Below are 21,354 nucleotides of genomic sequence, written 5' to 3'. Positions count from 1 at the left end.
TGAAGAGCCTGCGGAGGCCACCGAAATTCGGGGCCGCCCGCAAGCCACTCAGTCAGCGTCGCTTGGCCATCTCATTGATGAAACGGTCGAACAGCGGCGCTACGTCGTTCGGGCCCGGGCTCGCTTCAGGGTGGCCCTGGAAGCTGAACGCGCTCTTGTCGGTGCGCTCGATACCCTGCAGGGAACCGTCGAACAGCGACTTGTGAATGGCACGCACATTGGCCGGCAAGGTGGCTTCATCCACCGCAAAACCGTGGTTCTGGCTGGTGATCATCACCACGCCCGTATCCAGGTCTTGTACCGGGTGGTTGGCACCGTGATGGCCATGGCCCATTTTCAGGGTCTTGGCGCCGGAGGCCAGGGCCAGCAGTTGGTGACCGAGGCAGATACCGAATACCGGGATCTCGGTGTCCAGCACTTGCTTGATGGCCTTGATGGCGTAGTCGCATGGCTCCGGGTCACCCGGGCCGTTGGACAGGAACACGCCATCCGGTTGCAGGGCCAGTACGTCGGCGGCCGGGGTTTGCGCCGGCACCACGGTTACGCGGCAACCGCGCTCGACCAGCATGCGCAGGATGTTGTACTTGATGCCGTAGTCGTAGGCCACGACGTGGTACGGCAGCTCGCTGGCTTCGATAGTCGCGTGGCTGTCGGTCTTCAAGTCCCAGACAGTGGAGCGCCACTCGTACTTCTCTTTGGTGCTGACAACTTTCGCCAGGTCCATGCCTTTCAGGCCAGGGAAGCCCTGCGCTGCAGCAATCGCAGCTTCTTCGGAAATATTGTCACCGGCCATGATGCAGCCGTTTTGCGAACCTTTTTCACGCAGGATGCGCGTGAGTCGGCGCGTGTCGATACCAGCGATTGCCACCACGTTGTTGGCTTTCAGGTAATCGGACAGAGACATCGTGTTACGCCAGTTGCTCGCAACCAGTGGCAGATCACGAATCACCAGACCGGCCGACCAGACACGATCAGACTCGACGTCTTCCGGTGTGGTACCGGTGTTGCCGATGTGCGGATAGGTCAGGGTAACGATCTGTTGGGCGTAGGAAGGATCGGTAAGGATTTCCTGATAGCCGGTCATGGCGGTGTTGAACACCACCTCTCCAACGGTCTGACCGTCGGCTCCAATGGCTTCGCCGCGAAAAATGCTGCCATCAGCAAGGGCGAGTATGGCTGGCTTAGTCAAGAAGACCTCCCGTAAATAAAGCCTGAAAGGGCGATCGCAGGTTGTAAAAAAGCGGAGTGACGTATGGACACGTCACCCCGCTTCTTCACCGAATTATTCTGCGCGCTTTTAGTGGACACACTAAAGCTGTAGCTTACAGAAAAAGGCTTTTTTGGTCCACCGCTAATGAGCCGAAAAGGCAGGAGAATGCGACAGGACGTCGCTTAGCGGGTAAAAACGGGGCCCTAGAGTAATACCCGGGGCCCGTTTTTGCTACTGATTAACGCAGATCCAGCACATCTTGCATGTCATAGAGGCCCGCTTCGCGCCCCTCCAGCCACAATGCCGCACGCACTGCGCCCTTGGCGAAAGTCATGCGGCTGGAGGCCTTGTGGGTGATTTCCAGGCGCTCACCTTCGGCAGCAAACAGCACCGTGTGATCACCGACCACGTCACCGCCGCGCACAGTGGCAAAGCCAATGGTCTCGCGCTCGCGAACACCGGTATGCCCCTCGCGACCATACACCGCGACTTTCGACAGATCGCGCCCCAACGCATCGGCAATCACTTCACCCATGCGCATGGCGGTCCCCGATGGCGCATCGACCTTGTGCCGGTGATGGGCCTCAATGATCTCGATATCCGCATCATCACCCAGCACCCGTGCAGCCATGTCGAGCAACTTCAGCGACAGGTTGACGCCCACACTGAAGTTGGCGGCAAACACGATAGGAATGTCCTTGCCCGCCGCGACGAGCAACTGCTTCTGCTCGGCATTCAGGCCAGTGGTGCCAATGACCATGGCCTTGCCCGCCTTGCGGCAGAACGCCAGGTTTTTCAGCATCACTTCGGGCAGGGTGAAATCGATCAACACATCGAATTCATCAGCCACTTGCTCCAGGCTGCCGGACAGCGCCACACCGATCCGCCCCAACGCAGCCAACTCGCCAGCATCGGCGCCGATCAGCGTACTGCCGGGGCGTACGATTGCCGCAGTCAGCCCCGACAGAGGCGAGCGCTGCTGCACCGCCTCCACCAGGTTCTTGCCCATGCGCCCGGCGGCGCCCATCACTGCTATACGTCGCATATCCACGTCCTTACAGGTCGCCGAAGAAGCGCTTCACGCCTTCGAACCAGCCAGCAGTCTTGGGCGAATGGGAGCCATCACCGGCCAGCGAGCCGCGCAGCTCTTCGAGCAACTCACGCTGGCGACGATCCAGGTTGACCGGCGTCTCGACAGCCACACGGCACATCAAGTCGCCCGCACCACCGCCGCGCACCGGCGCCACACCCTTGCCACGGATCCGGAACTGCTTGCCGGTCTGCGTCCCCTCGGGGATCTTCAGCTTGACCCGACCTTCGAGGGTCGGAATCTCCAGCTCGCCACCCAGGGCCGCATCGACAAAGCTGATCGGCACTTCGCAGAACAGGTGCTTGCCGTCACGCTGGAAGATCGCGTGCTCGCGCACATTGATCACCACATACAGGTCGCCCGTCGGACCACCCTGTGTACCCGCCTCGCCTTCACCGGACAAGCGGATGCGGTCACCGGTATCAACACCCGCAGGCACTTTCACCGACAGGGTCTTGTACTCTTCGACACGCCCTTCGCCGTGGCAGGAATCGCACGGATCGGAAATGATTTTGCCCTGACCATGGCAGCGCGGGCAGGTTTGCTGCACAGAGAAGAAACCCTGCTGCATGCGCACCTGACCAATACCGCCACAGGTTGGGCAAGTGATCGGCGAAGAGCCCTTCTTGGCGCCCGAACCATCGCACGGCTTGCAGTTGACCAGCGTCGGTACACGGATGTTGACGCTGGTGCCGCGCACGGCTTCTTCCAGGTTCAGCTCCAGGGTGTAGCGCAAGTCGCTGCCGCGCTGAGCACCGCCGCGCTGACCGCCGCGACCGCCACCAAAGAAGTCGCTGAAAACATCACCAAAGATGTCGGAGAAGTTCTGCCCGCCAAAACCGGCACCGCCGCCACCCATGCTTGGATCGACACCAGCATGGCCGTACTGGTCGTAGGCGGCACGCTTGTTCGGATCACACAGGCATTCGTAGGCCTCATTGGCCTCTTTGAACATTTCTTCGGATTCTTTGCTATCCGGATTACGGTCAGGGTGATGCTTCATCGCCAGGCGACGATAGGCCTTCTTCAGGTCCGCCTCGCTGGAGCCGCGCTCCACACCCAACACTTCGTAATAGTCACGCTTTGCCATAAGTCTTTGCACTCTTAAGGACGTTCGGCAAAACCCTCCTGAGCCTGCCAAACTCGTTGAGCCCCAATACAGGCCCGGACCCAACTCACGTCAAATTCAACGATCCTGGTCTTTACTGCTCTCAGCCGAGACCCAGCTAAAAACGCGGTGACTGTTGATCGCAAAGCAGGAGCATTCCCGATCACACCGCCAGCATCCGAACCTTGTCGCATGCTGTAAAAATTCCCGTACCCCAGACACGCCAACGCGGGAGCAAGCTCCCGCGCGGCGACATCCTACCAGTCACCGCTTGATAGCGGTCAACCGGGCGACCAAGTTACTTCTTCTGGTCGTCAACTTCTTCGAAGTCAGCATCGACAATGTCGTCGTGCTTGGCTTCAGGCTCTGCCTGTTGCGCCGCAGCGTCACCTTGCGGGTCCTGCTCGGCGTACATCTTCTGAGCGACCGGCGCGGAGACTTTCGACAGTTCCTCAACCTTGGCGTCGATGGTGGCCTTGTCGTCGCCTTTAACAGCGGCTTCCAGGGCAACCACGGCGGCTTCGATTGCGGTCTTCTCTTCAGCAGTCACTTTTTCGCCAGCATCAGCGATCATTTTGCGAGTCGAGTGAACCAGCGCATCACCCTGGTTACGGGCAGCGGCCAGCTCTTCGAACTTGCGATCTTCCTCGGCGTTCTTTTCAGCATCGTTGATCATCTGCTGAATTTCTTCCTCGGACAGGCCGGAGTTGGCCTTGATCACGATCGACTGAGTCTTGCCAGTAGCCTTGTCCTTGGCGCCTACGTGCAGAATGCCGTTGGCGTCGATGTCGAAGGTCACTTCAATCTGTGGCACGCCACGTGGAGCTGGTGGAATCTCGGCCAGGTCGAACTTGCCCAGGGACTTGTTCTGCGCGGCCTGCTTACGCTCACCTTGCAGCACGTGAATGGTCACTGCGCCCTGGTTGTCATCGGCAGTCGAGAACACTTGCGATTTCTTGGTAGGAATCGTGGTGTTTTTCTCGATCAGCGCGGTCATCACGCCACCCATGGTTTCGATACCCAGGGTCAGCGGGCTGACGTCCAGCAGCAGCACGTCCTTCACGTCACCGGCCAGTACCGCACCTTGGATGGCAGCACCCATGGCAACTGCTTCGTCCGGGTTGACGTCTTTACGCGCTTCTTTACCGAAGAACTCTGTGACCTTCTGCTGCACCAGCGGCATACGGGTCTGACCACCGACCAGGATCACGTCGTTGATCGAGCCTACATCGATACCCGAATCTTTCAGGGCGATGCGGCAAGGCTCGATGGTGCGTTGAACCAGGTCTTCAACCAGCGATTCAAGCTTGGCGCGCGAAATCTTCACGTTCAAGTGCTTAGGACCGGTGGCGTCTGCAGTAATGTACGGCAGGTTCACGTCGGTCGAATTGCTCGAAGACAGTTCGATCTTGGCTTTTTCAGCGGCTTCTTTCAAACGCTGCATCGCCAGCGGGTCACCCTTGAGGTTCATGCCGCTTTCTTTCTTGAATTCGTCAACGAGGTAGTCGATCAGACGAATGTCAAAGTCTTCACCGCCCAGGAACGTGTCACCGTTGGTCGCCAACACTTCGAACTGGTGCTCGCCATCAACTTCAGCGATTTCGATCACGGAAACGTCGAAAGTACCGCCACCCAGGTCATAAACGATCACAGTGTGGTCGCCCTTGGCCTTGTCCATACCGTAGGCCAGAGCGGCCGCGGTAGGTTCGTTGATGATACGTTTTACGTCCAGGCCCGCGATGCGGCCGGCGTCTTTGGTCGCCTGGCGCTGGCTGTCGTTGAAGTAGGCAGGAACGGTGATCACCGCTTCAGTCACTGCTTCACCCAGGTAGTCTTCGGCGGTCTTCTTCATCTTTTTCAAGATTTCAGCCGAGATTTGCGGTGGCGACATTTTCTGGCCGTTCACTTCAACCCAGGCGTCACCGTTGTCGGCCTTGGCGATTTTGTACGGCACCATCTTGATGTCTTTCTGTACGACTTCTTCGTCGAACTTACGACCGATCAAACGCTTTACCGCGTACAGGGTGTTATGCGGATTGGTCACAGCCTGACGCTTGGCGGACTGGCCTACCAGGATCTCGCCGTCGTTGGCATAAGCCACGATGGACGGAGTGGTACGCGCGCCTTCTGCGTTCTCAATAACCTTGGATACGCCGTTTTCCAGCACGGAGACGCAGGAGTTGGTAGTCCCCAGGTCGATACCGATAATTTTGCCCATGATTCACTCTCCCGAAACTTTGGATTTGGTTGCCGCAGCAGTGGTGGCTAACTGCGGTAGCACTTAAACGCTTGACTTATAAATGGGGTCGTTACGAACGATTTCAAGCCTGCTCGTCAATCGATGGCGAAACCGGTGCGGGAGCCTTGCTCACCACCACCATCGCCGGACGCAACAGGCGACCGTTGAGCTGGTAGCCCTTCTGGAACACCTTCAACACGCTATTGGGCTCAAGGTCAGCATTTTCCTGCATGGCCATGGCCTGGTGATGCTCCGCGTTGAACGGCTCGCCGCCTTGTGGATCGATGGCTTCCAACTGATAACGCTTCAGGGTGTCCTGGAACATTTTCAGGGTCAGTTCGATCCCTTCGCGCATGGCTCGGATGTTTTCGTCGTCCGGGCTGGACAGCTCCAGGCCGCGCTCCAGGCTGTCGATGATCGGCAACAGATCACCGGCAAACTTTTCCAGCGCGAACTTGTGGGCTTTCTCTACATCCTGCTCGGCGCGGCGGCGGACGTTCTGCAGATCGGCAGCAACACGCAAAGCCTGATCCTGAGCGCCTGCCAGTTGCTCTTCGAGCACCTGCACACGAGCCACCAGGTCTTCACCCGCTGCCTGCGAGGCCTGGTTGGCGTCTGGGTTTTGCGTATCCAGCGTCTGTTCGTCAGCCATAGTTTTCTCCTTTCAAAATCCTGCGCGAACTCAACTCGCGCTTCTGTTCCGGTATATGGGGCCACAATTTCCAGGTTCAAGGGCCGACATGTCCTGACCGACACTTTCCCGCACATTCCACATCGCGCTAAAAAACATCGCCATCCAAGCAAATTGAGCTAAGCCGCAGGATTGTCAGCGCCAAACAAAACACTGTATAAATAACCAGACCTAAAGCCTGGGAGCAGCCATTATGCTGGTTCACCTGTCCGTACATAACTACGCCATCGTTGAGCATCTGGATCTTGAACTGGATCGCGGGATGAGCGTAATCACAGGCGAAACCGGCGCCGGCAAGTCGATCATGCTCGACGCCCTGGGCCTGACCCTGGGCGATCGCGCCGACAGTGGCGTGGTTCGCCCGGGTGCAGACAAGGCCGATATCCTGGCGACCTTTGACCTGGCAGATATCCCGGAAGCCAGCGCCTGGCTCGCCGAACGTGACCTGGACAACGACGGCCCATGCATCCTGCGCCGCGTGATCACCGCCGAAGGCCGCTCCCGAGGCTACATCAATGGCACGCCCTGCCCCCTCGGCGACCTGAAGGCCCTCGGCGAGTTGTTGATCGACATCCACAGCCAGCACGAGCATCAATCCCTGCTGAAAACCGACACCCACCGCCGCCTGCTGGATGAGTACGCCGGCGCCACCGACCTGGCTCGCCAAGTGCAGTTGGCCGCGCAGCGCTGGCGCCAGACCCGCCTGGAACTGGAGCGCCTGTCCAATTCCGGCGACGAACAACGGGCCCGCCACCAACTCCTCAGCTATCAACTGGAAGAGCTGGAAAGCCTGGGCCTGGGCGAAACCGAACTGGAACAGTTGGAGCAGGAACACAAGAACCTGACCAATGCCGAAACCCTGCTGGGCATCTGCCGCCAGGTTGTCGAGCAATGCAGCGAAAGTGACTCCGGCAATGTGCTGAACGCACTGACGGCAAGCCTTAACCGCCTGTCGAGCGTAAACAGCGGCTCCGGCTCACTAAATGAAGCCACCACACTGCTGACCAGTGCGCAGATCCAGGTAGAAGAGGCGGTTGGCGAGTTGAACCGCTTCCTTGACCACTTCGATGCCGACCCGGCTCGCCTGCAAGAGATCGAAGAACGCCTCGACACTATTTATACCTTGGCGCGCAAACACCGGATCCAACCAACAGAAGTCGCAGCCATGCAGCAAAAACTGCTGGATGAGATCGAAACCCTGAACGCCAACGATGAATCCATTGAGCGCCTGGGTGATGAACTGGCCTCTTTCGCCCGCCACTACCAGGAAAAAGCGCGGGAGCTGAGCGACCTGCGACACCAGGCCGCAACTGCACTGGCCTGCGCGGTGGAACAGGAAATCCAGCGTTTGGGCATGCCCGGCGGGCGCTTCACCATCGAGCTACACGCCAATAGCGGCAATGAACTGCAGCCCAACGGCCTTGAGCAAGTCGAACTGCTGGTCAGCGCCAACCCGGGCCAACCCCTCAAGGCACTGGCCAAGGTGGCGTCTGGTGGCGAGTTGTCACGGATCAGCCTGGCGATCCAAGTCATCACTGCCCAGACCTCTCGCGTACCGACCTTGGTCTTCGACGAAGTGGACGTAGGGATCGGCGGGCCAACCGCGGAAATTGTCGGCCAACTGCTGCGTCGCCTCGGTGAGCGCGGGCAGGTATTGACCGTTACCCACTTGCCCCAGGTGGCAGCCCAGGGGCATCAGCATCTGTTTGTGCATAAGGTGCGGGGCAGTGATGCCACACACACCGCTGTGTCCAAGTTGAACAAGACCGAACGCGTGGAAGAAGTCGCGCGCATGCTCGGCGGCATCGATCTGACCAAGGAGTCCCTGGCCCATGCGAAGAAAATGGTGGTGACGGCGAAGGCCTGATCGCGAGTTTTCCCTCGCTAGAAAGCACGAAGGCGACCCTAAGGTCGCCTTCGATCGTTTCGCAGAGCGAATCTGCGTAGCTTTCTTACTTTTTCTTACGTATGTACAGGACCAGATTATGGTCCACCAAATCGAATCCGTGCTGCTCAGCGATCTCATGCTGGAGCTTCTCGATTGCAGGACTGGTGAACTCGATTACCTCATTGGTATCCAGGTCAACCATATGGTCGTGATGACCACCGTCAGCCAGTTCAAACACTGCATGACCGCCGTCGAAATTATGACGAACCACCAGCCCTGCGGCTTCAAACTGGGTCAGTACACGGTAAACCGTGGCCAGGCCGACGTCCTCGTTAGACTCCATCAGTGCCTTGTAGACATCCTCGGCACTCATGTGGCGCTGCTCGGCGGAATCGAGCATTTGTAGAATCTTGACTCGTGGCAGAGTCACTTTAAGACCGGCTTTGCGTAGTTCGCTATTTTCAACCATGGTTAGCTTTCTCGCGGATGCTGCTTCGCAGCTTCTCTTAATACGGGTATGATCGGCGTTTACGTTGTCCCAGCCAAGATAGTGGAAGTCGCCCACCGATGCAAAACACCAAGCTCTTGCTAACCAGTTTCACCCTTGTGGGACTGCTCGCACTCGCCGGTTGTTCATTCCCCGGGGTTTACAAAATCGACATCCAGCAGGGCAATGTCGTCACGCAGGACATGATAGACCAGTTACGCCCGGGAATGACCCGACGGCAAGTACGGTTTATCATGGGCAATCCCCTGCTGACCGACACATTCCATGCCGATCGCTGGGATTATCTCTATAGCCTGCAGCCTGGAGGCGGGGAACGCCAACAGGAGCGCGTCAGTGTCATCTTTAATGGCAATGACCAACTCGTCAGCCTTTCCGGCGACTTCATGCCTGGCGTAAGCCGCGATGAAGCCCTGTTGGGCAAGGACAGCGGGACCAGCGTCACTGCGCCAGCGCAGAATGCTGAAAAACCCAAGTCCGAAGTGCCGGCCAAGCCTGGCTCCTTGCTGGACACCATCCAGAAAGATATCGACAGCGTCGAAACCGTTCCGGTGCCAACACCAGAACCTCTGGATACAGGCCCGCAATAATTTGCATCGCTCAACAAAAAGCCCGGCATGCCGGGCTTTTTGTTGCCTGCTATTTCGCAGGTTATGGATTTTGCCGTCGCGCTTCGGCTGCTTTAGCCGCTCGCAAGCGCCTTACCTCTTTGGGATCCGCCAACAAAGGGCGATAAATCTCGATGCGATCGCCGAGCTGCACGCTACGCGTTTCAGCATCCGCCACAACCTTGCCGAAAATTCCCAAGGGGCAACTGGCAACATCCAGTTCAGGAAACTGAGCCGCAATACCTGAAACCAGCACCGCCGCCCGCAGGCTCGTCCCCGGCGCAACCGCCAGATTCAACAACAATTGGCGATCCACTGCCGCACAGACCACCTCAATCTCAATCATGGACTCAGCCATGCAGTTGCTTGGCGCGCTGGCAAAACGCATCCACCAGGGTGTTCGCCGCCTGATTGAACAGCGGCCCCAAGGTCGCCCGCACGATGGAGCCTGCGTAATCAAACGTCAGGTCCAGGCTGATCTTGCACGCCTTCTCCCCCAATGGCTTGAATACCCAGACACCATGCAGTTGAGTGAACGGCCCCTCTTCCAGATTCATCTCGATGGATCGACCAGGCACCAGGACGTTGCTCGTCACAAACTTCTGACCAAGCCCGCCCTTGGACACCTCCAGACTCGCACGCATATGCTCATCGCTGCTCTCCAATACCGTGGATGAGGAGCACCAGGGCAGGAAATCCGGGTAGCTCGCCACGTCGTTGACCAGGTCATAGAGCGCTTGCGCCGGATAAGGCAGCAGGGCCGAGCGTTGAATATGCGTCGTCATGGGAACGTTATTTCCGAAGCTGAGCGGCAAACATCGCGAAAAGACTGCCCGATTCGCGAGAGAAAAAAACCAGAAACCTGGCGGTATTGTCCGGGATTCGTCCAACACGCTCAAGCACGCAGGTTGACCGTAGCCGACACGCTCGCAACTCCCTATAATGCCGCCCCTATGGCTAAACAAAAGAAACACCCAACAGGGACCATCGCGCAGAACAAAAAGGCGCGACACGATTACTTCATCGAACATCGGTTCGAGGCTGGTCTGGTCCTGGCCGGCTGGGAAGTAAAAAGTCTGCGCGCCAGCAAGTTGCAGCTGGTCGACAGTTACGTGCTGCTCAAGGATGGCGAGGCCTGGCTGCTCGGCAGTCATATCACGCCGTTGATGACCGCCAGCACCCATGTGATTGCCGACCCGGTGCGTACGCGCAAGCTGCTGCTCAATGCCCGCGAACTGGAAAAGCTCGCCGCTGCCGTACAACAGAAGGGCTACGCCTGCGTCTGCCTGTCGTGGTACTGGAGCAAGCACCTGGTCAAGTGCGAGATCGCACTGGGCAAGGGCAAGAAGGAATACGACAAGCGTGATACCGAGCGCGAGCGCGACTCCAATCGGGAATTGCAGCGCGCCGTACGCAACAAGGGCAAGGAAGACTGATCTTCCCCGGCCCTTGATGCGAGCCCGTGTGGCCAGGGAGCCTGCTCCCTGCGCCGCAACTGCCGGTCACATCCCCTTGCGCCGCTCCGCCCGCGCCATGCGCTGGACTTCCTGACGCACTTCTTCCAACACTTCCTGCACGTACAGCAGGTGACGTGTTGAAACTTCCCGCGCCTGTTCCGCCCGCCCTTCGATAATCGCCAGGTACAAGTCGCGATGCTGATTGATCAGCATGTCGCGGGTTTCGCTGCGTTGCTGGTACATGCCACCGATATTGGTCACCACGTTACGCTTGAGCAGATCAAACAAACCGCGAATAGTGTGCAGCAATACCGCATTGTGGCTCGCTTCGGCGATAGCCAAGTGAAACCTGGCATCGGCCGCGCCCTCTTCAATACGGCTCACCTCATCGTCACGCGTGTAGCAATCCTGCAAGGCATCAAAGGCTGCCGTCAGCCGCTCACGGTCCACTTCCGTGGCGCGCAACGCCGCGTAATAGGCGCAAGACGCCTCGAGCGTCTGACGAAACTCCAACAGATCACGCTGGGCTTCGGGGTTGTTTTCCAGCAGATGCAGCAATGGGTCGCTGAAGGTTGAACCCAGCGTCTCCACCACATAGTTGCCGCCGCCCTGGCGACTGACCAGCAACCCCTTGGCCGCCAGCTTCTGGATCGCCTCGCGCAACGACGGCCGCGACACACCAAACTGTTCAGCCAGTGCGCGCTCGGCTGGCAATCGCTCGCCCGACTTCAACGTGCCCTCAAGGATCATGCCCTCAAGCTGCTCGACAATATCGTCGGACAAACGGCGCTGACGCACCTGATCAAACGCCATAACTGACTCTCCACGATCCCGGCCACTCGCCGGGCCCTCTATTCTGGCCTATTGCCGCGCTGTCGGCACCTATCAGAGCCCCTTTGATTACACCGATCAGACCCCGCGCCCGCCGACATGCGACCAAAGTTTCTCAGGCGGCAAATTGACACATCACCCCGAAGGCTCTTAACCTAGCCATCAGCGATTGTAAATTGGTCTTACCAATTACCCAAATCAGCTGAGCATGCATGACCAACAACAATTAGGGGCCACCCCATATGCAAACCTGGCAACAGCTTTACAGCCCACTCGGCAGCCTTGGCCTGTCCGCACTGGCCGCCGTTATTCCCATCGTATTTTTCTTCCTGGCCCTGGCGGTGTTTCGCCTCAAAGGCCATGTTGCGGGGAGCATCACCCTGGCGTTGTCGATCCTGGTGGCGATCTTCGCTTTCCAGATGCCGGTCGACATGGCATTCGCCGCTGCCGGCTACGGCTTTGCCTACGGCCTGTGGCCAATCGCCTGGATCATCGTCGCCGCAGTGTTCCTCTACAAACTGACGGTAAAGAGCGGCCAGTTCGAAGTGATCCGCAGCTCCGTGCTGTCGATTACCGATGACCAGCGCCTGCAAGTGCTGCTGATCGGCTTCTGCTTCGGTGCATTCCTCGAAGGCGCCGCCGGTTTCGGCGCACCCGTGGCGATTACTGCCGCACTGCTGGTAGGACTGGGCTTCAACCCACTGTACGCCGCCGGCCTGTGCCTGATTGCCAACACCGCGCCAGTGGCGTTCGGCGCCCTGGGGATCCCGATCATCGTGGCTGGCCAGGTCACCGGCATCGACGCCTTCAAGATCGGCGCCATGACCGGCCGCCAACTGCCACTGCTGTCGCTGTTCGTACCGTTCTGGCTGGTGTTCATGATGGACGGTGTGCGCGGCGTCAAGGAAACCTGGCCTGCGGCACTGGTGGCCGGCTTGAGCTTTGCCATTACCCAGTACTTCACCTCCAACTTTATCGGCCCGGAACTGCCGGACATCACCTCGGCCCTGGCCAGCCTGATTTCCCTGACCCTGTTCCTGAAAGTCTGGCAGCCCAAGCGCACTGCGGGCGCACAGATTGCTGGCGCCACCTCCAGCGTTTCGATCACCGGCAGCGTCGGCGGTTTCGGCCAGCCGCGCACTTCCGTGGCATCGCCCTACAGCCTGATGGAAATTTTCAAGGCCTGGTCGCCGTTCCTGATCCTGACCGTGCTGGTGACCATCTGGACCCTCAAGCCGTTCAAGGCGATGTTCGCCGCCGGCGGCTCGATGTACAGCTGGGTGTTCAACTTTGCGATTCCGCACCTGGACCAGATGGTGATCAAGGTTGCGCCGATCGTCACCAACCCGACCGCCATCCCCGCGGTGTTCAAGCTGGATCCGATTTCCGCCACCGGCACGGCGATTTTCTTCTCCGCACTGATCTCCATGCTGGTGCTGAAGATCAATTTCAAAACTGGTCTGACCACTTTGAAAGAGACCTTCTACGAGCTGCGCTGGCCGATCCTGTCCATCGGCATGGTGTTGGCGTTCGCGTTCGTGACCAACTACTCCGGCATGTCTTCGACCATGGCCCTGGTACTGGCCGGCACCGGTGCGGCATTCCCGTTCTTCTCGCCGTTCCTTGGCTGGCTGGGCGTGTTCCTCACCGGTTCCGATACCTCGTCCAACGCCCTGTTCAGCTCCCTGCAAGCCACCACCGCCCACCAGATCGGCGTCAACGACACCCTACTGGTAGCGGCGAATACCAGTGGCGGCGTGACCGGCAAGATGATTTCCCCGCAATCGATCGCCGTGGCCTGCGCCGCGACCGGCCTTGTGGGCAAGGAGTCCGACCTGTTCCGCTTCACCCTCAAGCACAGTCTGTTTTTCGCCACGATTGTCGGCCTGATTACCTACGCCCAGGCGTACTGGTTCACCGGCATGCTGGTGCATTAAGACCACAGGCAATACCGTAAGAACCGACGCCGCAGCCGCCTTGCGGCGTCAGCTATTCACAACCCAGTCTGCTGGACCGTGGCGTCCAGGCTCCCCAGACTGGGTGCTGCTGATCCTGGAGGACCCATGAGTCTGCCCATCGCGTTCCTTGATGCTGTCGCACGACTGATCCCGAAAGATCGGCGCTTCGACGATCCTCTTTCCACCCTGGCTTTCGGCACCGACGCCAGTTTTTACCGACTGATCCCACAGCTGGTGATCCGCGTCGAATCGGAAGATGAGGTGGTCGAACTCCTGCAACTGGCGCAACGCGACCGCGTGCCAGTGACCTTTCGTGCAGCCGGCACCAGCCTCTCCGGCCAGGCCATCAGCGATTCGGTGCTGATCGTACTCGGCGATAACTGGAACGGCCGCGAGATTCGGGGCCAAGGTACGCAAATCCGCCTGCAACCGGGAGTGATCGGGGCCCAGGCCAACGCCTGGCTTGCGCCGTTCGGGCGTAAGATCGGCCCGGATCCGGCGTCGATCAATGCCTGCAAGATCGGCGGAATTGTCGCCAACAATGCCAGCGGCATGTGCTGCGGCACTGCCCAGAACACCTACCACACCCTGGCCGGGATTCGACTGGTGCTGGCCGACGGCAGCCGTCTCGACACCGAGGATGCCGCCAGCGTCGCGGCCTTCCGCGAGCAACACAGCCAGTTGCTTGAGCGCCTGGCCACCCTGGGCCGCGAGACCCGGGCCAATTCTGAATTGGCGGCAAAAATCCGCCATAAATACCGTCTGAAAAATACCACCGGCCTGTCACTCAATGCCCTGGTGGATTTCGACGAGCCGCTGGATATCCTCAGCCATTTGCTGGTGGGCTCCGAAGGCACCCTAGGCTTTATCAGCGCAGTGACCTACGACACGGTGATCGATCACCCCCACAAGGCATCGGCCCTGATCGTGTTCCCCGATGTAGAAACCTGCTGCAACGCCGTGACCGTGCTGAAAACCCAGCCCGTGTCGGCGGTCGAGTTGCTGGACCGACGCAGCATGCGCTCGGTGCAGGACAAACCCGGCATGCCCGCTTTCGTACAACAGCTATCGGAAGGTGCCTGCGCGCTATTGATCGAATCCCGTGCAGCCTCGTCCACATTGCTGCATGAGCAACTGGCGCTGATCATGGCCTCGCTGGCCGACTTCCCGGTCGAGAAGCAAGTCGACTTCACCGAAGACCCGCTGGAAAACGCACGCCTGTGGGCAATCCGCAAGGACACCTTCCCTGCCGTCGGCGCCGTACGCAAGACGGGCACCACGGTGATCATCGAAGATGTGACCTTCCCGGTAGAGCAATTGGCCATTGGCGTGAATCGCTTGATCGAGTTGTTCGACAAGCATCACTACGATGAAGCCATCCTTTTCGGACACGCCCTGGAAGGCAATCTGCACTTTGTGTTCACCCAAGGCTTCAACAGCGCGGAAGAAGTCACACGCTACCAGGCGTTCATGGATGACGTGGCGCAACTGGTGGCCGTGGAGTTCGGCGGTTCGCTGAAAGCCGAGCACGGCACCGGGCGCAATATGGCGCCCTTCGTCGAACTGGAATGGGGCAGCGATGCCTACCAATTGATGTGGCAGCTCAAGCGCCTGCTCGACCCCAACGGCATTCTCAACCCGGACGTGGTGCTCAGCGAAGACCCGCAAATCCACCTCAAAAACCTCAAGCCGCTGCCGGCCGCCGACGAGATTGTGGATAAGTGCATCGAGTGCGGTTTCTGCGAGCCAGTATGCCCCTCCAAGGGCCTGACCCTGAGCCCGCGCCAGCGCATTGTGATCTGGCGCGATATCCAGGCACGCAAACGCGCGGGCATCGACACCACCGAACTGGAAGCGGCGTATCACTATCAAGGCATCGACACGTGTGCCGCCACCGGCTTGTGCGCCCAGCGCTGCCCGGTAGGCATCAATACCGGCGACCTGGTGAAAAAACTGCGCAGCCGTGAAGCAGGCAGTACGAAAACCGCCGAGTGGCTGGCCAGCCATTTCTCCACCGCGCTGCAAGGTGCACGCTTCACCCTGCATGTGGCCAACGGCGCACGCATGCTGCTCGGCGCACCCCGCCTGGCGAAACTCTCAGCCTCCGTGACCAAGCTGTCCAAGGGGCAAATCCCGCAGTGGACCAGCGCTATGCCGCAGCCAGAAAAAGCCATCCGCTTCAGCCCCGCCGTCAACGATGAACGCCCACGGGTGGTCTACCTCGCAGCCTGTGTATCGCGGGCAATGGGCCCGGCAGCCGGCGACAAAGAGCAAATGTCGCTGTACGACAAAACCCGCGGCCTGCTGGAAAAAGCCGGCTACCAGGTAGTCATTCCGGACAATCCCGACAGCCTATGCTGCGGCCAGCCCTTTGCCTCCAAAGGCTACGCCGAACAGGCCGAGCACAAGCGCCAGGAACTGATCGGCGCCCTGCTCCACGCCAGCCGTGGCGGCCTCGACCCGATCTACTGCGACACCAGCCCCTGCACCCTGCGCCTGGTCCAGGACCTGGGGCAAACACGCCTGGACCTCTACGACCCGGTCCGTTTTATCCGCACCCACCTGATGGACCGCCTGGACTTCACCCCCCAGGACGCGCCGATTGCCGTGCATGTCACCTGCAGCACCCAGCACCTGGGCGAAAGCCAGGCCCTGATCGACCTCGCCCGGCGTTGCAGCAACAACGTGGTAATCCCCGAAGGCATCCACTGCTGCGGGTTCGCCGGCGATAAAGGCTTCACCACGCCGGAACTCAACGCCCACTCCCTGCGTTCCCTCAAGGACGCCGTGCAGTACTGCAGCGAAGGCATCTCCACCAGCCGCACCTGTGAGATCGGTCTGACCCAGCACGGTGGGATCGATTACCACGGCCTGGTCTACCTGGTTGACCGGGTGACCCAGGCCCGCGCAATAAAAACGAACCCCTGCGCACTGGCGTAGTCACTTGCTTAAGCCCCGGGCAACCGGGGCCGACCCATGACCTCGCCGGCTGCCCGCACGTACCGCGCAGCATCGAGACCTCTTTGCACAAGGAGATACCCATGAAGCGTTCCGTACTGGCTGGTGTATTCGTTACCGCTGCGATGCTGGCCTCACCCGTGTTTGCCGCAAGTAACGAGGCAGATCTGTGCCAGATCAACCTGGATAAAATCAACAACAGCAAGGCCTTGCTCGCCACTGACAGCACAGGCAAAAGCGGCGAGATCGACACTGCCGTCTCCCAAGCCAAGGCAGCCCACACGGCCGGTGATGAGAAGAAGTGTATCGAGATCACCTCCAAGGCCCTGCAAGACCTGCAGAACCTGGACAAAGGCGGCAACCCATAACCCGCCAACCGCTCAAGGCCAACCTTTCGGGTTGGCCTTCTGTGACCGTTTGACGTACACTGCGCAGGCTTGTCGCTCACGATCACATCGAGCAACAAGCACGGGGCCGTTTAGGATTCGACGCCGGTTGCGAACCTTTAGGTGCATGCCGAGTTGGTAACAGAACTCGTAAATCCACTGTTGCAACTTTCTATAGTTGCCAATGACGAAACCTACGGGGAATACGCTCTCGCTGCGTAAGCAGCCTTAGCCCTTCCCTCCTGGTACCTTCGGGTCCAGCAATCATCAGGGGATGTCTGTAAACCCAAAGTGATTGTCATATAGAACAGAATCGCCGTGCAGTACGTTGTGGACGAAGCGGCTAAAACTTACACAACTCGCCCAAAGCACCCTGCCCTTCGGGTCGCTGAGGGTTAACTTAATAGAAACGGCTACGCATGTAGTACCGACAGCAGAGTACTGGCGGACGGGGGTTCAAATCCCCCCGGCTCCACCAATTGAAACACCAGAGAAGCCCGCCCAGTGCGGGCTTCGCTGTATCTGGAGTACCGAATATTGCTGAAAATCGCTGTGGACCAATGCCGATATTGGCGCGTCTCAGCAGCTTTTCACCAACACCTCCCCCGGCGTCCTGCCGACCGAACACCAATGGGACAGCGTCAGCCCCCTCTGAAAAGTGCTGCTGCTCTATCTGCAAACAAACGAACAGGGTGAAGAAAAGGAAGCTGGTCGGTGGGCATGAGGGTCGCCGCGTCCAACTGAGCTACGCCCGCCGACAAGCACTGGAAGACCTGTTTGTAGCCGGCCCACTTTGCCACGCTCAAAGGACATAGCGAACGCTGGCAAGCAATTCGGCCAGCACACAGCATATGAGAGAAAAACACAAAAAAAACCCGCGCAAACAACAAAAACTCCTACAATCCAAGGTCGATTTTCCTACACATTTTTTGCCCCCACTGATACCCAAGAGATAGCCCCGTGAGTGACTCAGACAGCTCATCCGCGCCATTGGTTGACGTAGTGAAACTTGCCGCATCCCTTCAGCTTTTCGCAGATGATCGTGACTGGCAGCAGTTCCATTCCCCAAAAAATCTCATCCTGGCGCTCACTGGCGAGGTAGGAGAGCTGTGCGAGATTTTCCAATGGATGAGCGATGCCGATTCGCTCTCCGTAGCTAAAGATCCCGAAATCGGTCTAGCCGTGAAAGACGAATTGGCGGACGTACTGATGTATCTGGTTCGCCTGAGCAGCGTGCTCGGCATCGACCTCAATGAGGCGGTGACACGGAAACTTGCCTCGAACGGCCAGAAGTACCCCGTGGATAAAGCCAAAAGCAGCAGCAAAAAGTACGACCGACTCTGAACAACTCGAATCTAAGGACAGCCCGTGATCGTTTACGCTGCGACCAAACAGCAATTTCTAAAAGATAACGATAACGATGACATTGAGGAGGTGATCCTCAGGCATTTCAAGGAAGCCACCGGCAAGACCGTTGGCAGGTCGGAAATCAGGTCGTGGCAAGGATCTCTAACGTATATGGCCAAGGTCCTTAGGGATGAAGGCCTGCCGAGCGACGCGGGCCTGGCCATTGAGCTGCACATTCCGCAGTCGTCGAAGCGCATCGATTTTCTGCTCACCGGTCGCGACGAAAATCAGGCAAAAAAAGCCGTCTTGATCGAATTAAAGCAATGGAGCAAGGCCAGCGCCACTACCAAGGATGCCATCGTCAAAACAGCATTGGGTGGTGGCCTCGTTGAGACCATTCACCCGTCCTATCAAGTATGGTCATACGCCGCGCTGCTGGAGGGCTTCAACGAGGCGGTGTATGACAAAAGCATCGAGATCCGTCCGTGTGCCTACCTTCATAACTACGTCAGCGACGGCATCATCGACTCAGCTCACTACGAGCCCCACATCAGCAAAGCCCCACTGTTCCTGAAAGGGCCGGAGGAGCTCACCAAACTCAGAAGCTTCCTGAAAAAGCATATTGCTCACGGCGACAACAAAGAGGTTCTCTACGAACTGTCCGATGGGAAAATCCGTCCGTCCAAAGCGCTAGCCGAGGCCCTCGAAGGGCTGATGACAGGCAAGCCAGAGTTCGTATTGATTGACGATCAAAAAGCAGTTTTTGAATCAGCGCTTGCGGCAGCAAGCGAAGCCTCGGACCAGGCACCAAAGGTGCTGATCATTGAGGGGGGCCCGGGCACCGGGAAAACTGTTCTGGCTATCAATTTACTGGTGAGGCTCACAGATTTGAGGCTGTTAAGCAAATATGTCTCGAAGAATGCCGCCCCACGCAAGGTCTACGAAAGCAAACTGGTTGGCACCATCAAACGCAGCCATTTCTCGAATTTCTTTTCAGGCTCTGGGGCGTTCATCGACACTCAGCCCAACACATTCGATGCGCTTATCGTGGACGAAGCCCACCGGCTGAATGAGAAAAGCGGGCTTTATGGGAACCTTGGCGAAAACCAGATCAAGGAGCTGATTGAATCAGCGAAATGCTCAATTTTCTTCATCGATGAAGATCAGCGTGTGACCCTGAGCGACATAGGCAGCAAGCAGGCAATACGCGCCTTTGCCAAAGCCAAGGGTGCTGTGGTCGAGGAATATGTGCTGTCTTCACAGTTTCGCTGCAGTGGTTCTGACGGTTACATGGCATGGCTGGATGACGTGCTTGGCATTCGCTCGACAGCAAATCCGACGCTCAACATCTCGGAGTACGAGTTCAAGGTATTCGACTCACCTCAGGCGCTGCATGACGCCATTGACGAGAAAAACCATGGAAACAAGGCTCGTGTGGTCGCGGGCTATTGCTGGCCTTGGCTCAGCAAGAAAGACTCCAAGGCCACTGACATCGTTATCGGCAATGACTACGCACGCCAATGGAATCTGGATCAGGATGGCAGCTTGTGGATCATCGCTGAGAACTCCATTGAACAGGTCGGTTGTATCCACACCTGCCAAGGGCTGGAAGTTGATTATATTGGAGTGATCATCGGACCAGATCTGGTCGTGCGTGATGGGCAGGTGGTAACGTCGCCGCATGAGCGAGATAAGAACGACAAATCGATTCGTGGCTGGAAGAAGTTGATGAAGGAGCAACCTGCTCTGGCGCAGCAAGATACAGACCTGATCATCAAAAACACGTATCGAACATTGATGACTCGTGGGATGAAAGGCTGCTACCTATACTGTACTGATCAGGAGACCGCGCAATACTTTGAGAGCCGACTTGCCAGGCACAGTAACGGCTGATGGGCCCGCCGGTAGGATGTCACTATCCAGGATTCAGCCTCACAAAAAAACGTAGGTTGAACACAGTAGAAAACTAAGGCTCGATTACCCATCGCCCGCGCAACATTCCTTTCAGCTCATCAACGCTCAGAGTCATATGCCGCTTGCGATGGACCATCGCGTGACAGTTCGCGCACAACGTAACGAGGTCAGTCTCAGGATTCACGGCTTTCTCACTACCAAAGTCCGAAATCGGCACTATATGGTGAACGTGAATGAACCCCTTCGCGTGCTCGCCGTACGCCTGTTCGAAATCAAAGCCACATGCCTTGCAGTCAAGGCCGTGGATAGAAATGGCCTTCACCCTCAGATCTTTCCGGCGCTCGTAGCGGGTTCCAAAGTAACTTAATTTGCTGCCTTCATTGGCCGATTCAAAGGTCAATGGATCGCCTTCGAAATTTGGTGCGACCTGGTCAGCCTGGGAAGACAGGAGCTTCGCATGACTTAGGATTGCATCGTAATCCAGTTGGGAAATGGACCGAACCCCGTCACGCCAATAGTTGTTCACTCGAGTAGCGGGAATCGTCTCTAGGTACACTCCGTTAATTTTCGAGGGGATAGCGCCTTCAAACGGAGTGAAGTTTTCGATCAAAGCAAAAAGGTCACCCTTATCACTCCTCCGGTCTGCGTAGACCTTGCCGATGCGTGCCATACCAAAATAATGCGGATCGGCGCTGAGGCGGACAGAAGCAAAGGTTTTGTCCTTGATGCGTCCTTTGTAATAGATCACTTCGGTTCCTTCAGCAAGCCAGGCTTGGTACCGCTTGGGGAAGTGATAGACAGCACCGGTTTCGTCTTGCCATTGCGATGTGTCGTTTTCAACGATGACTGCGGGCATTCCATTTCCTCTAGACTGATGGCAAAAGCCTACCAAAAATGAGGAAGTTTCTTACAAGATATTTAAGATTTACATCCTTGCTTAACGTCAGCTCCGCTCTGGTGAACTCATACCACCGATCGTGATGAGTATCGCCCGGTAGAGCGGTATTCCAATTGGTATTCCAGCAAAAATTTAAGATTTGTAGTGGTCTAATGAAACCGGACACCCATTTAGGCGAGAATGCTCGCCAGTTAGAGGTGTCTGATGACAAAACAACGTCGTTCCTTTTCCGCTGAATTCAAACGCGAGGCCGCAGGCCTCGTGCT

General features: G+C 57.9%; 18 protein-coding genes and 1 other RNA gene. 9 read left to right on the top strand and 10 right to left on the bottom strand.

Annotated features, from left to right (window positions below; translation table 11 throughout):
* Positions 1–52: 52 nt before the first annotated feature.
* The 5 genes from carA to grpE all read right to left on the bottom strand — a co-directional run bounded on the left by carA (position 53) and on the right by grpE (position 6,299).
* Complete coding sequence (carA, locus tag HBO11_RS26565) at positions 53–1,189, bottom strand: glutamine-hydrolyzing carbamoyl-phosphate synthase small subunit (protein ID WP_169955085.1); 1,137 nt, start codon at positions 1,187–1,189, stop codon at positions 53–55.
* A gap of 259 nt (positions 1,190–1,448) precedes the next feature.
* On the bottom strand, positions 1,449–2,255 hold the full coding sequence (dapB, locus tag HBO11_RS26560) for a 4-hydroxy-tetrahydrodipicolinate reductase (protein WP_169955086.1): 807 nt from the start codon (positions 2,253–2,255) through the stop codon (positions 1,449–1,451).
* 10 nt (positions 2,256–2,265) lie between these two features.
* Positions 2,266–3,390 (bottom strand): molecular chaperone DnaJ, encoded by a 1,125-nt coding sequence (dnaJ, locus tag HBO11_RS26555; protein ID WP_169955087.1) that lies wholly within the window; start codon positions 3,388–3,390, stop codon positions 2,266–2,268.
* A 316-nt stretch (positions 3,391–3,706) separates the two neighbouring features.
* Entirely contained in the window at positions 3,707–5,626 is a 1,920-nt protein-coding gene (gene dnaK, locus HBO11_RS26550) for a molecular chaperone DnaK (RefSeq protein ID WP_169955088.1), read from the bottom strand.
* A gap of 103 nt (positions 5,627–5,729) precedes the next feature.
* A complete protein-coding gene (grpE, locus tag HBO11_RS26545) occupies positions 5,730–6,299 on the bottom strand; it encodes a nucleotide exchange factor GrpE (protein WP_169955089.1) in 570 nt (189 codons plus the stop codon).
* Positions 6,300–6,531: 232 nt separating this feature from the next.
* Between grpE and recN the strand changes: the two genes are divergently transcribed.
* Positions 6,532–8,205: a DNA repair protein RecN gene (recN, locus tag HBO11_RS26540; RefSeq protein WP_169955090.1), complete on the top strand. Its 1,674-nt coding sequence runs from the start codon at positions 6,532–6,534 to the stop codon at positions 8,203–8,205.
* Between the two features lie 85 nt (positions 8,206–8,290).
* Here the strand turns inward: recN and fur are convergent, their stop codons facing one another.
* Complete coding sequence (fur, locus tag HBO11_RS26535; RefSeq protein WP_038448157.1) at positions 8,291–8,695, bottom strand: ferric iron uptake transcriptional regulator; 405 nt, start codon at positions 8,693–8,695, stop codon at positions 8,291–8,293.
* Between the two features lie 98 nt (positions 8,696–8,793).
* On the opposite strand from fur, the gene HBO11_RS26530 reads away from it, so the two are divergent.
* Positions 8,794–9,321 carry an outer membrane protein assembly factor BamE gene (locus HBO11_RS26530; protein ID WP_169955091.1) on the top strand — a complete coding sequence of 176 codons (528 nt, stop codon included), beginning with the start codon at positions 8,794–8,796 and terminating at the stop codon, positions 9,319–9,321.
* Between the two features lie 61 nt (positions 9,322–9,382).
* Here the strand turns inward: HBO11_RS26530 and HBO11_RS26525 are convergent, their stop codons facing one another.
* Together HBO11_RS26525 and HBO11_RS26520 are read right to left on the bottom strand one after the other, a co-directional pair.
* Positions 9,383–9,697 carry an RnfH family protein gene (locus tag HBO11_RS26525; RefSeq protein WP_169955092.1) on the bottom strand — a complete coding sequence of 105 codons (315 nt, stop codon included), beginning with the start codon at positions 9,695–9,697 and terminating at the stop codon, positions 9,383–9,385.
* Positions 9,690–10,124 (bottom strand): type II toxin-antitoxin system RatA family toxin, encoded by a 435-nt coding sequence (locus HBO11_RS26520; protein WP_032862891.1) that lies wholly within the window; start codon positions 10,122–10,124, stop codon positions 9,690–9,692. Before HBO11_RS26520 ends, HBO11_RS26525 begins: the two co-directional genes overlap by 8 nt.
* Before the next feature lie 168 nt (positions 10,125–10,292).
* On the opposite strand from HBO11_RS26520, the gene smpB reads away from it, so the two are divergent.
* Positions 10,293–10,775 carry an SsrA-binding protein SmpB gene (gene smpB, locus HBO11_RS26515; protein ID WP_029299012.1) on the top strand — a complete coding sequence of 161 codons (483 nt, stop codon included), beginning with the start codon at positions 10,293–10,295 and terminating at the stop codon, positions 10,773–10,775.
* A 66-nt stretch (positions 10,776–10,841) separates the two neighbouring features.
* Here the strand turns inward: smpB and HBO11_RS26510 are convergent, their stop codons facing one another.
* Positions 10,842–11,609 (bottom strand): FCD domain-containing protein, encoded by a 768-nt coding sequence (locus HBO11_RS26510; RefSeq protein WP_070994380.1) that lies wholly within the window; start codon positions 11,607–11,609, stop codon positions 10,842–10,844.
* Positions 11,610–11,869: 260 nt separating this feature from the next.
* Between HBO11_RS26510 and HBO11_RS26505 the strand changes: the two genes are divergently transcribed.
* The 6 genes from HBO11_RS26505 (at position 11,870) to HBO11_RS26480 (ending at position 20,169) form a co-directional block, all read left to right on the top strand.
* Entirely contained in the window at positions 11,870–13,564 is a 1,695-nt protein-coding gene (locus tag HBO11_RS26505) for a lactate permease LctP family transporter (RefSeq protein ID WP_169955093.1), read from the top strand.
* A 126-nt stretch (positions 13,565–13,690) separates the two neighbouring features.
* Positions 13,691–16,525, top strand: coding sequence for an FAD-binding and (Fe-S)-binding domain-containing protein (locus tag HBO11_RS26500; RefSeq protein WP_169955094.1), 2,835 nt, complete (start codon positions 13,691–13,693; stop codon positions 16,523–16,525).
* 101 nt (positions 16,526–16,626) lie between these two features.
* On the top strand, positions 16,627–16,911 hold the full coding sequence (locus HBO11_RS26495) for a hypothetical protein (protein ID WP_169955095.1): 285 nt from the start codon (positions 16,627–16,629) through the stop codon (positions 16,909–16,911).
* Between the two features lie 102 nt (positions 16,912–17,013).
* Positions 17,014–17,407, top strand: a transfer-messenger RNA (tmRNA) gene (ssrA, locus tag HBO11_RS26490).
* A gap of 482 nt (positions 17,408–17,889) precedes the next feature.
* Positions 17,890–18,273, top strand: a complete 384-nt coding sequence (locus tag HBO11_RS26485; protein WP_169955096.1) for a nucleotide pyrophosphohydrolase — start codon at positions 17,890–17,892, stop codon at positions 18,271–18,273.
* Positions 18,274–18,297: 24 nt separating this feature from the next.
* On the top strand, positions 18,298–20,169 hold the full coding sequence (locus tag HBO11_RS26480; RefSeq protein ID WP_169955097.1) for a DUF2075 domain-containing protein: 1,872 nt from the start codon (positions 18,298–18,300) through the stop codon (positions 20,167–20,169).
* Between the two features lie 73 nt (positions 20,170–20,242).
* Here HBO11_RS26480 and HBO11_RS26475 read toward each other — a convergent pair whose 3' ends face one another.
* A complete protein-coding gene (locus HBO11_RS26475) occupies positions 20,243–21,046 on the bottom strand; it encodes an HNH endonuclease (protein WP_169955098.1) in 804 nt (267 codons plus the stop codon).
* Positions 21,047–21,354: the final 308 nt, after the last annotated feature.

The sequence above is a fragment of the Pseudomonas sp. WS 5010 genome (assembly GCF_012985565.1).
GTDB lineage: Bacteria > Pseudomonadota > Gammaproteobacteria > Pseudomonadales > Pseudomonadaceae > Aquipseudomonas.
The sequence above is the reverse complement of the archived record's forward strand: the minus strand, read 5'-3'. Positions and strand labels throughout refer to the sequence as shown.

Excerpts from the sequence above, each read along its gene's own strand:
- HBO11_RS26495 (WP_169955095.1), top strand. The coding sequence starts at position 16,627 with ATGAAGCGTTCCGTACTGGCTGGTGTATTCGTTACCGCTGCGATGCTG.
- HBO11_RS26520 (WP_032862891.1), bottom strand. The coding sequence starts at position 10,124 with ATGACGACGCATATTCAACGCTCGGCCCTGCTGCCTTATCCGGCGCAA.
- smpB (WP_029299012.1), top strand. The coding sequence starts at position 10,293 with ATGGCTAAACAAAAGAAACACCCAACAGGGACCATCGCGCAGAACAAA.
- HBO11_RS26530 (WP_169955091.1), top strand. The coding sequence starts at position 8,794 with ATGCAAAACACCAAGCTCTTGCTAACCAGTTTCACCCTTGTGGGACTG.
- grpE (WP_169955089.1), bottom strand. The coding sequence starts at position 6,299 with ATGGCTGACGAACAGACGCTGGATACGCAAAACCCAGACGCCAACCAG.
- HBO11_RS26475 (WP_169955098.1), bottom strand. The coding sequence starts at position 21,046 with ATGCCCGCAGTCATCGTTGAAAACGACACATCGCAATGGCAAGACGAA.
- HBO11_RS26510 (WP_070994380.1), bottom strand. The coding sequence starts at position 11,609 with ATGGCGTTTGATCAGGTGCGTCAGCGCCGTTTGTCCGACGATATTGTC.
- dnaJ (WP_169955087.1), bottom strand. The coding sequence starts at position 3,390 with ATGGCAAAGCGTGACTATTACGAAGTGTTGGGTGTGGAGCGCGGCTCC.
- HBO11_RS26505 (WP_169955093.1), top strand. The coding sequence starts at position 11,870 with ATGCAAACCTGGCAACAGCTTTACAGCCCACTCGGCAGCCTTGGCCTG.
- fur (WP_038448157.1), bottom strand. The coding sequence starts at position 8,695 with ATGGTTGAAAATAGCGAACTACGCAAAGCCGGTCTTAAAGTGACTCTG.
- dapB (WP_169955086.1), bottom strand. The coding sequence starts at position 2,255 with ATGCGACGTATAGCAGTGATGGGCGCCGCCGGGCGCATGGGCAAGAAC.
- HBO11_RS26500 (WP_169955094.1), top strand. The coding sequence starts at position 13,691 with ATGAGTCTGCCCATCGCGTTCCTTGATGCTGTCGCACGACTGATCCCG.
- recN (WP_169955090.1), top strand. The coding sequence starts at position 6,532 with ATGCTGGTTCACCTGTCCGTACATAACTACGCCATCGTTGAGCATCTG.
- HBO11_RS26525 (WP_169955092.1), bottom strand. The coding sequence starts at position 9,697 with ATGGCTGAGTCCATGATTGAGATTGAGGTGGTCTGTGCGGCAGTGGAT.
- dnaK (WP_169955088.1), bottom strand. The coding sequence starts at position 5,626 with ATGGGCAAAATTATCGGTATCGACCTGGGGACTACCAACTCCTGCGTC.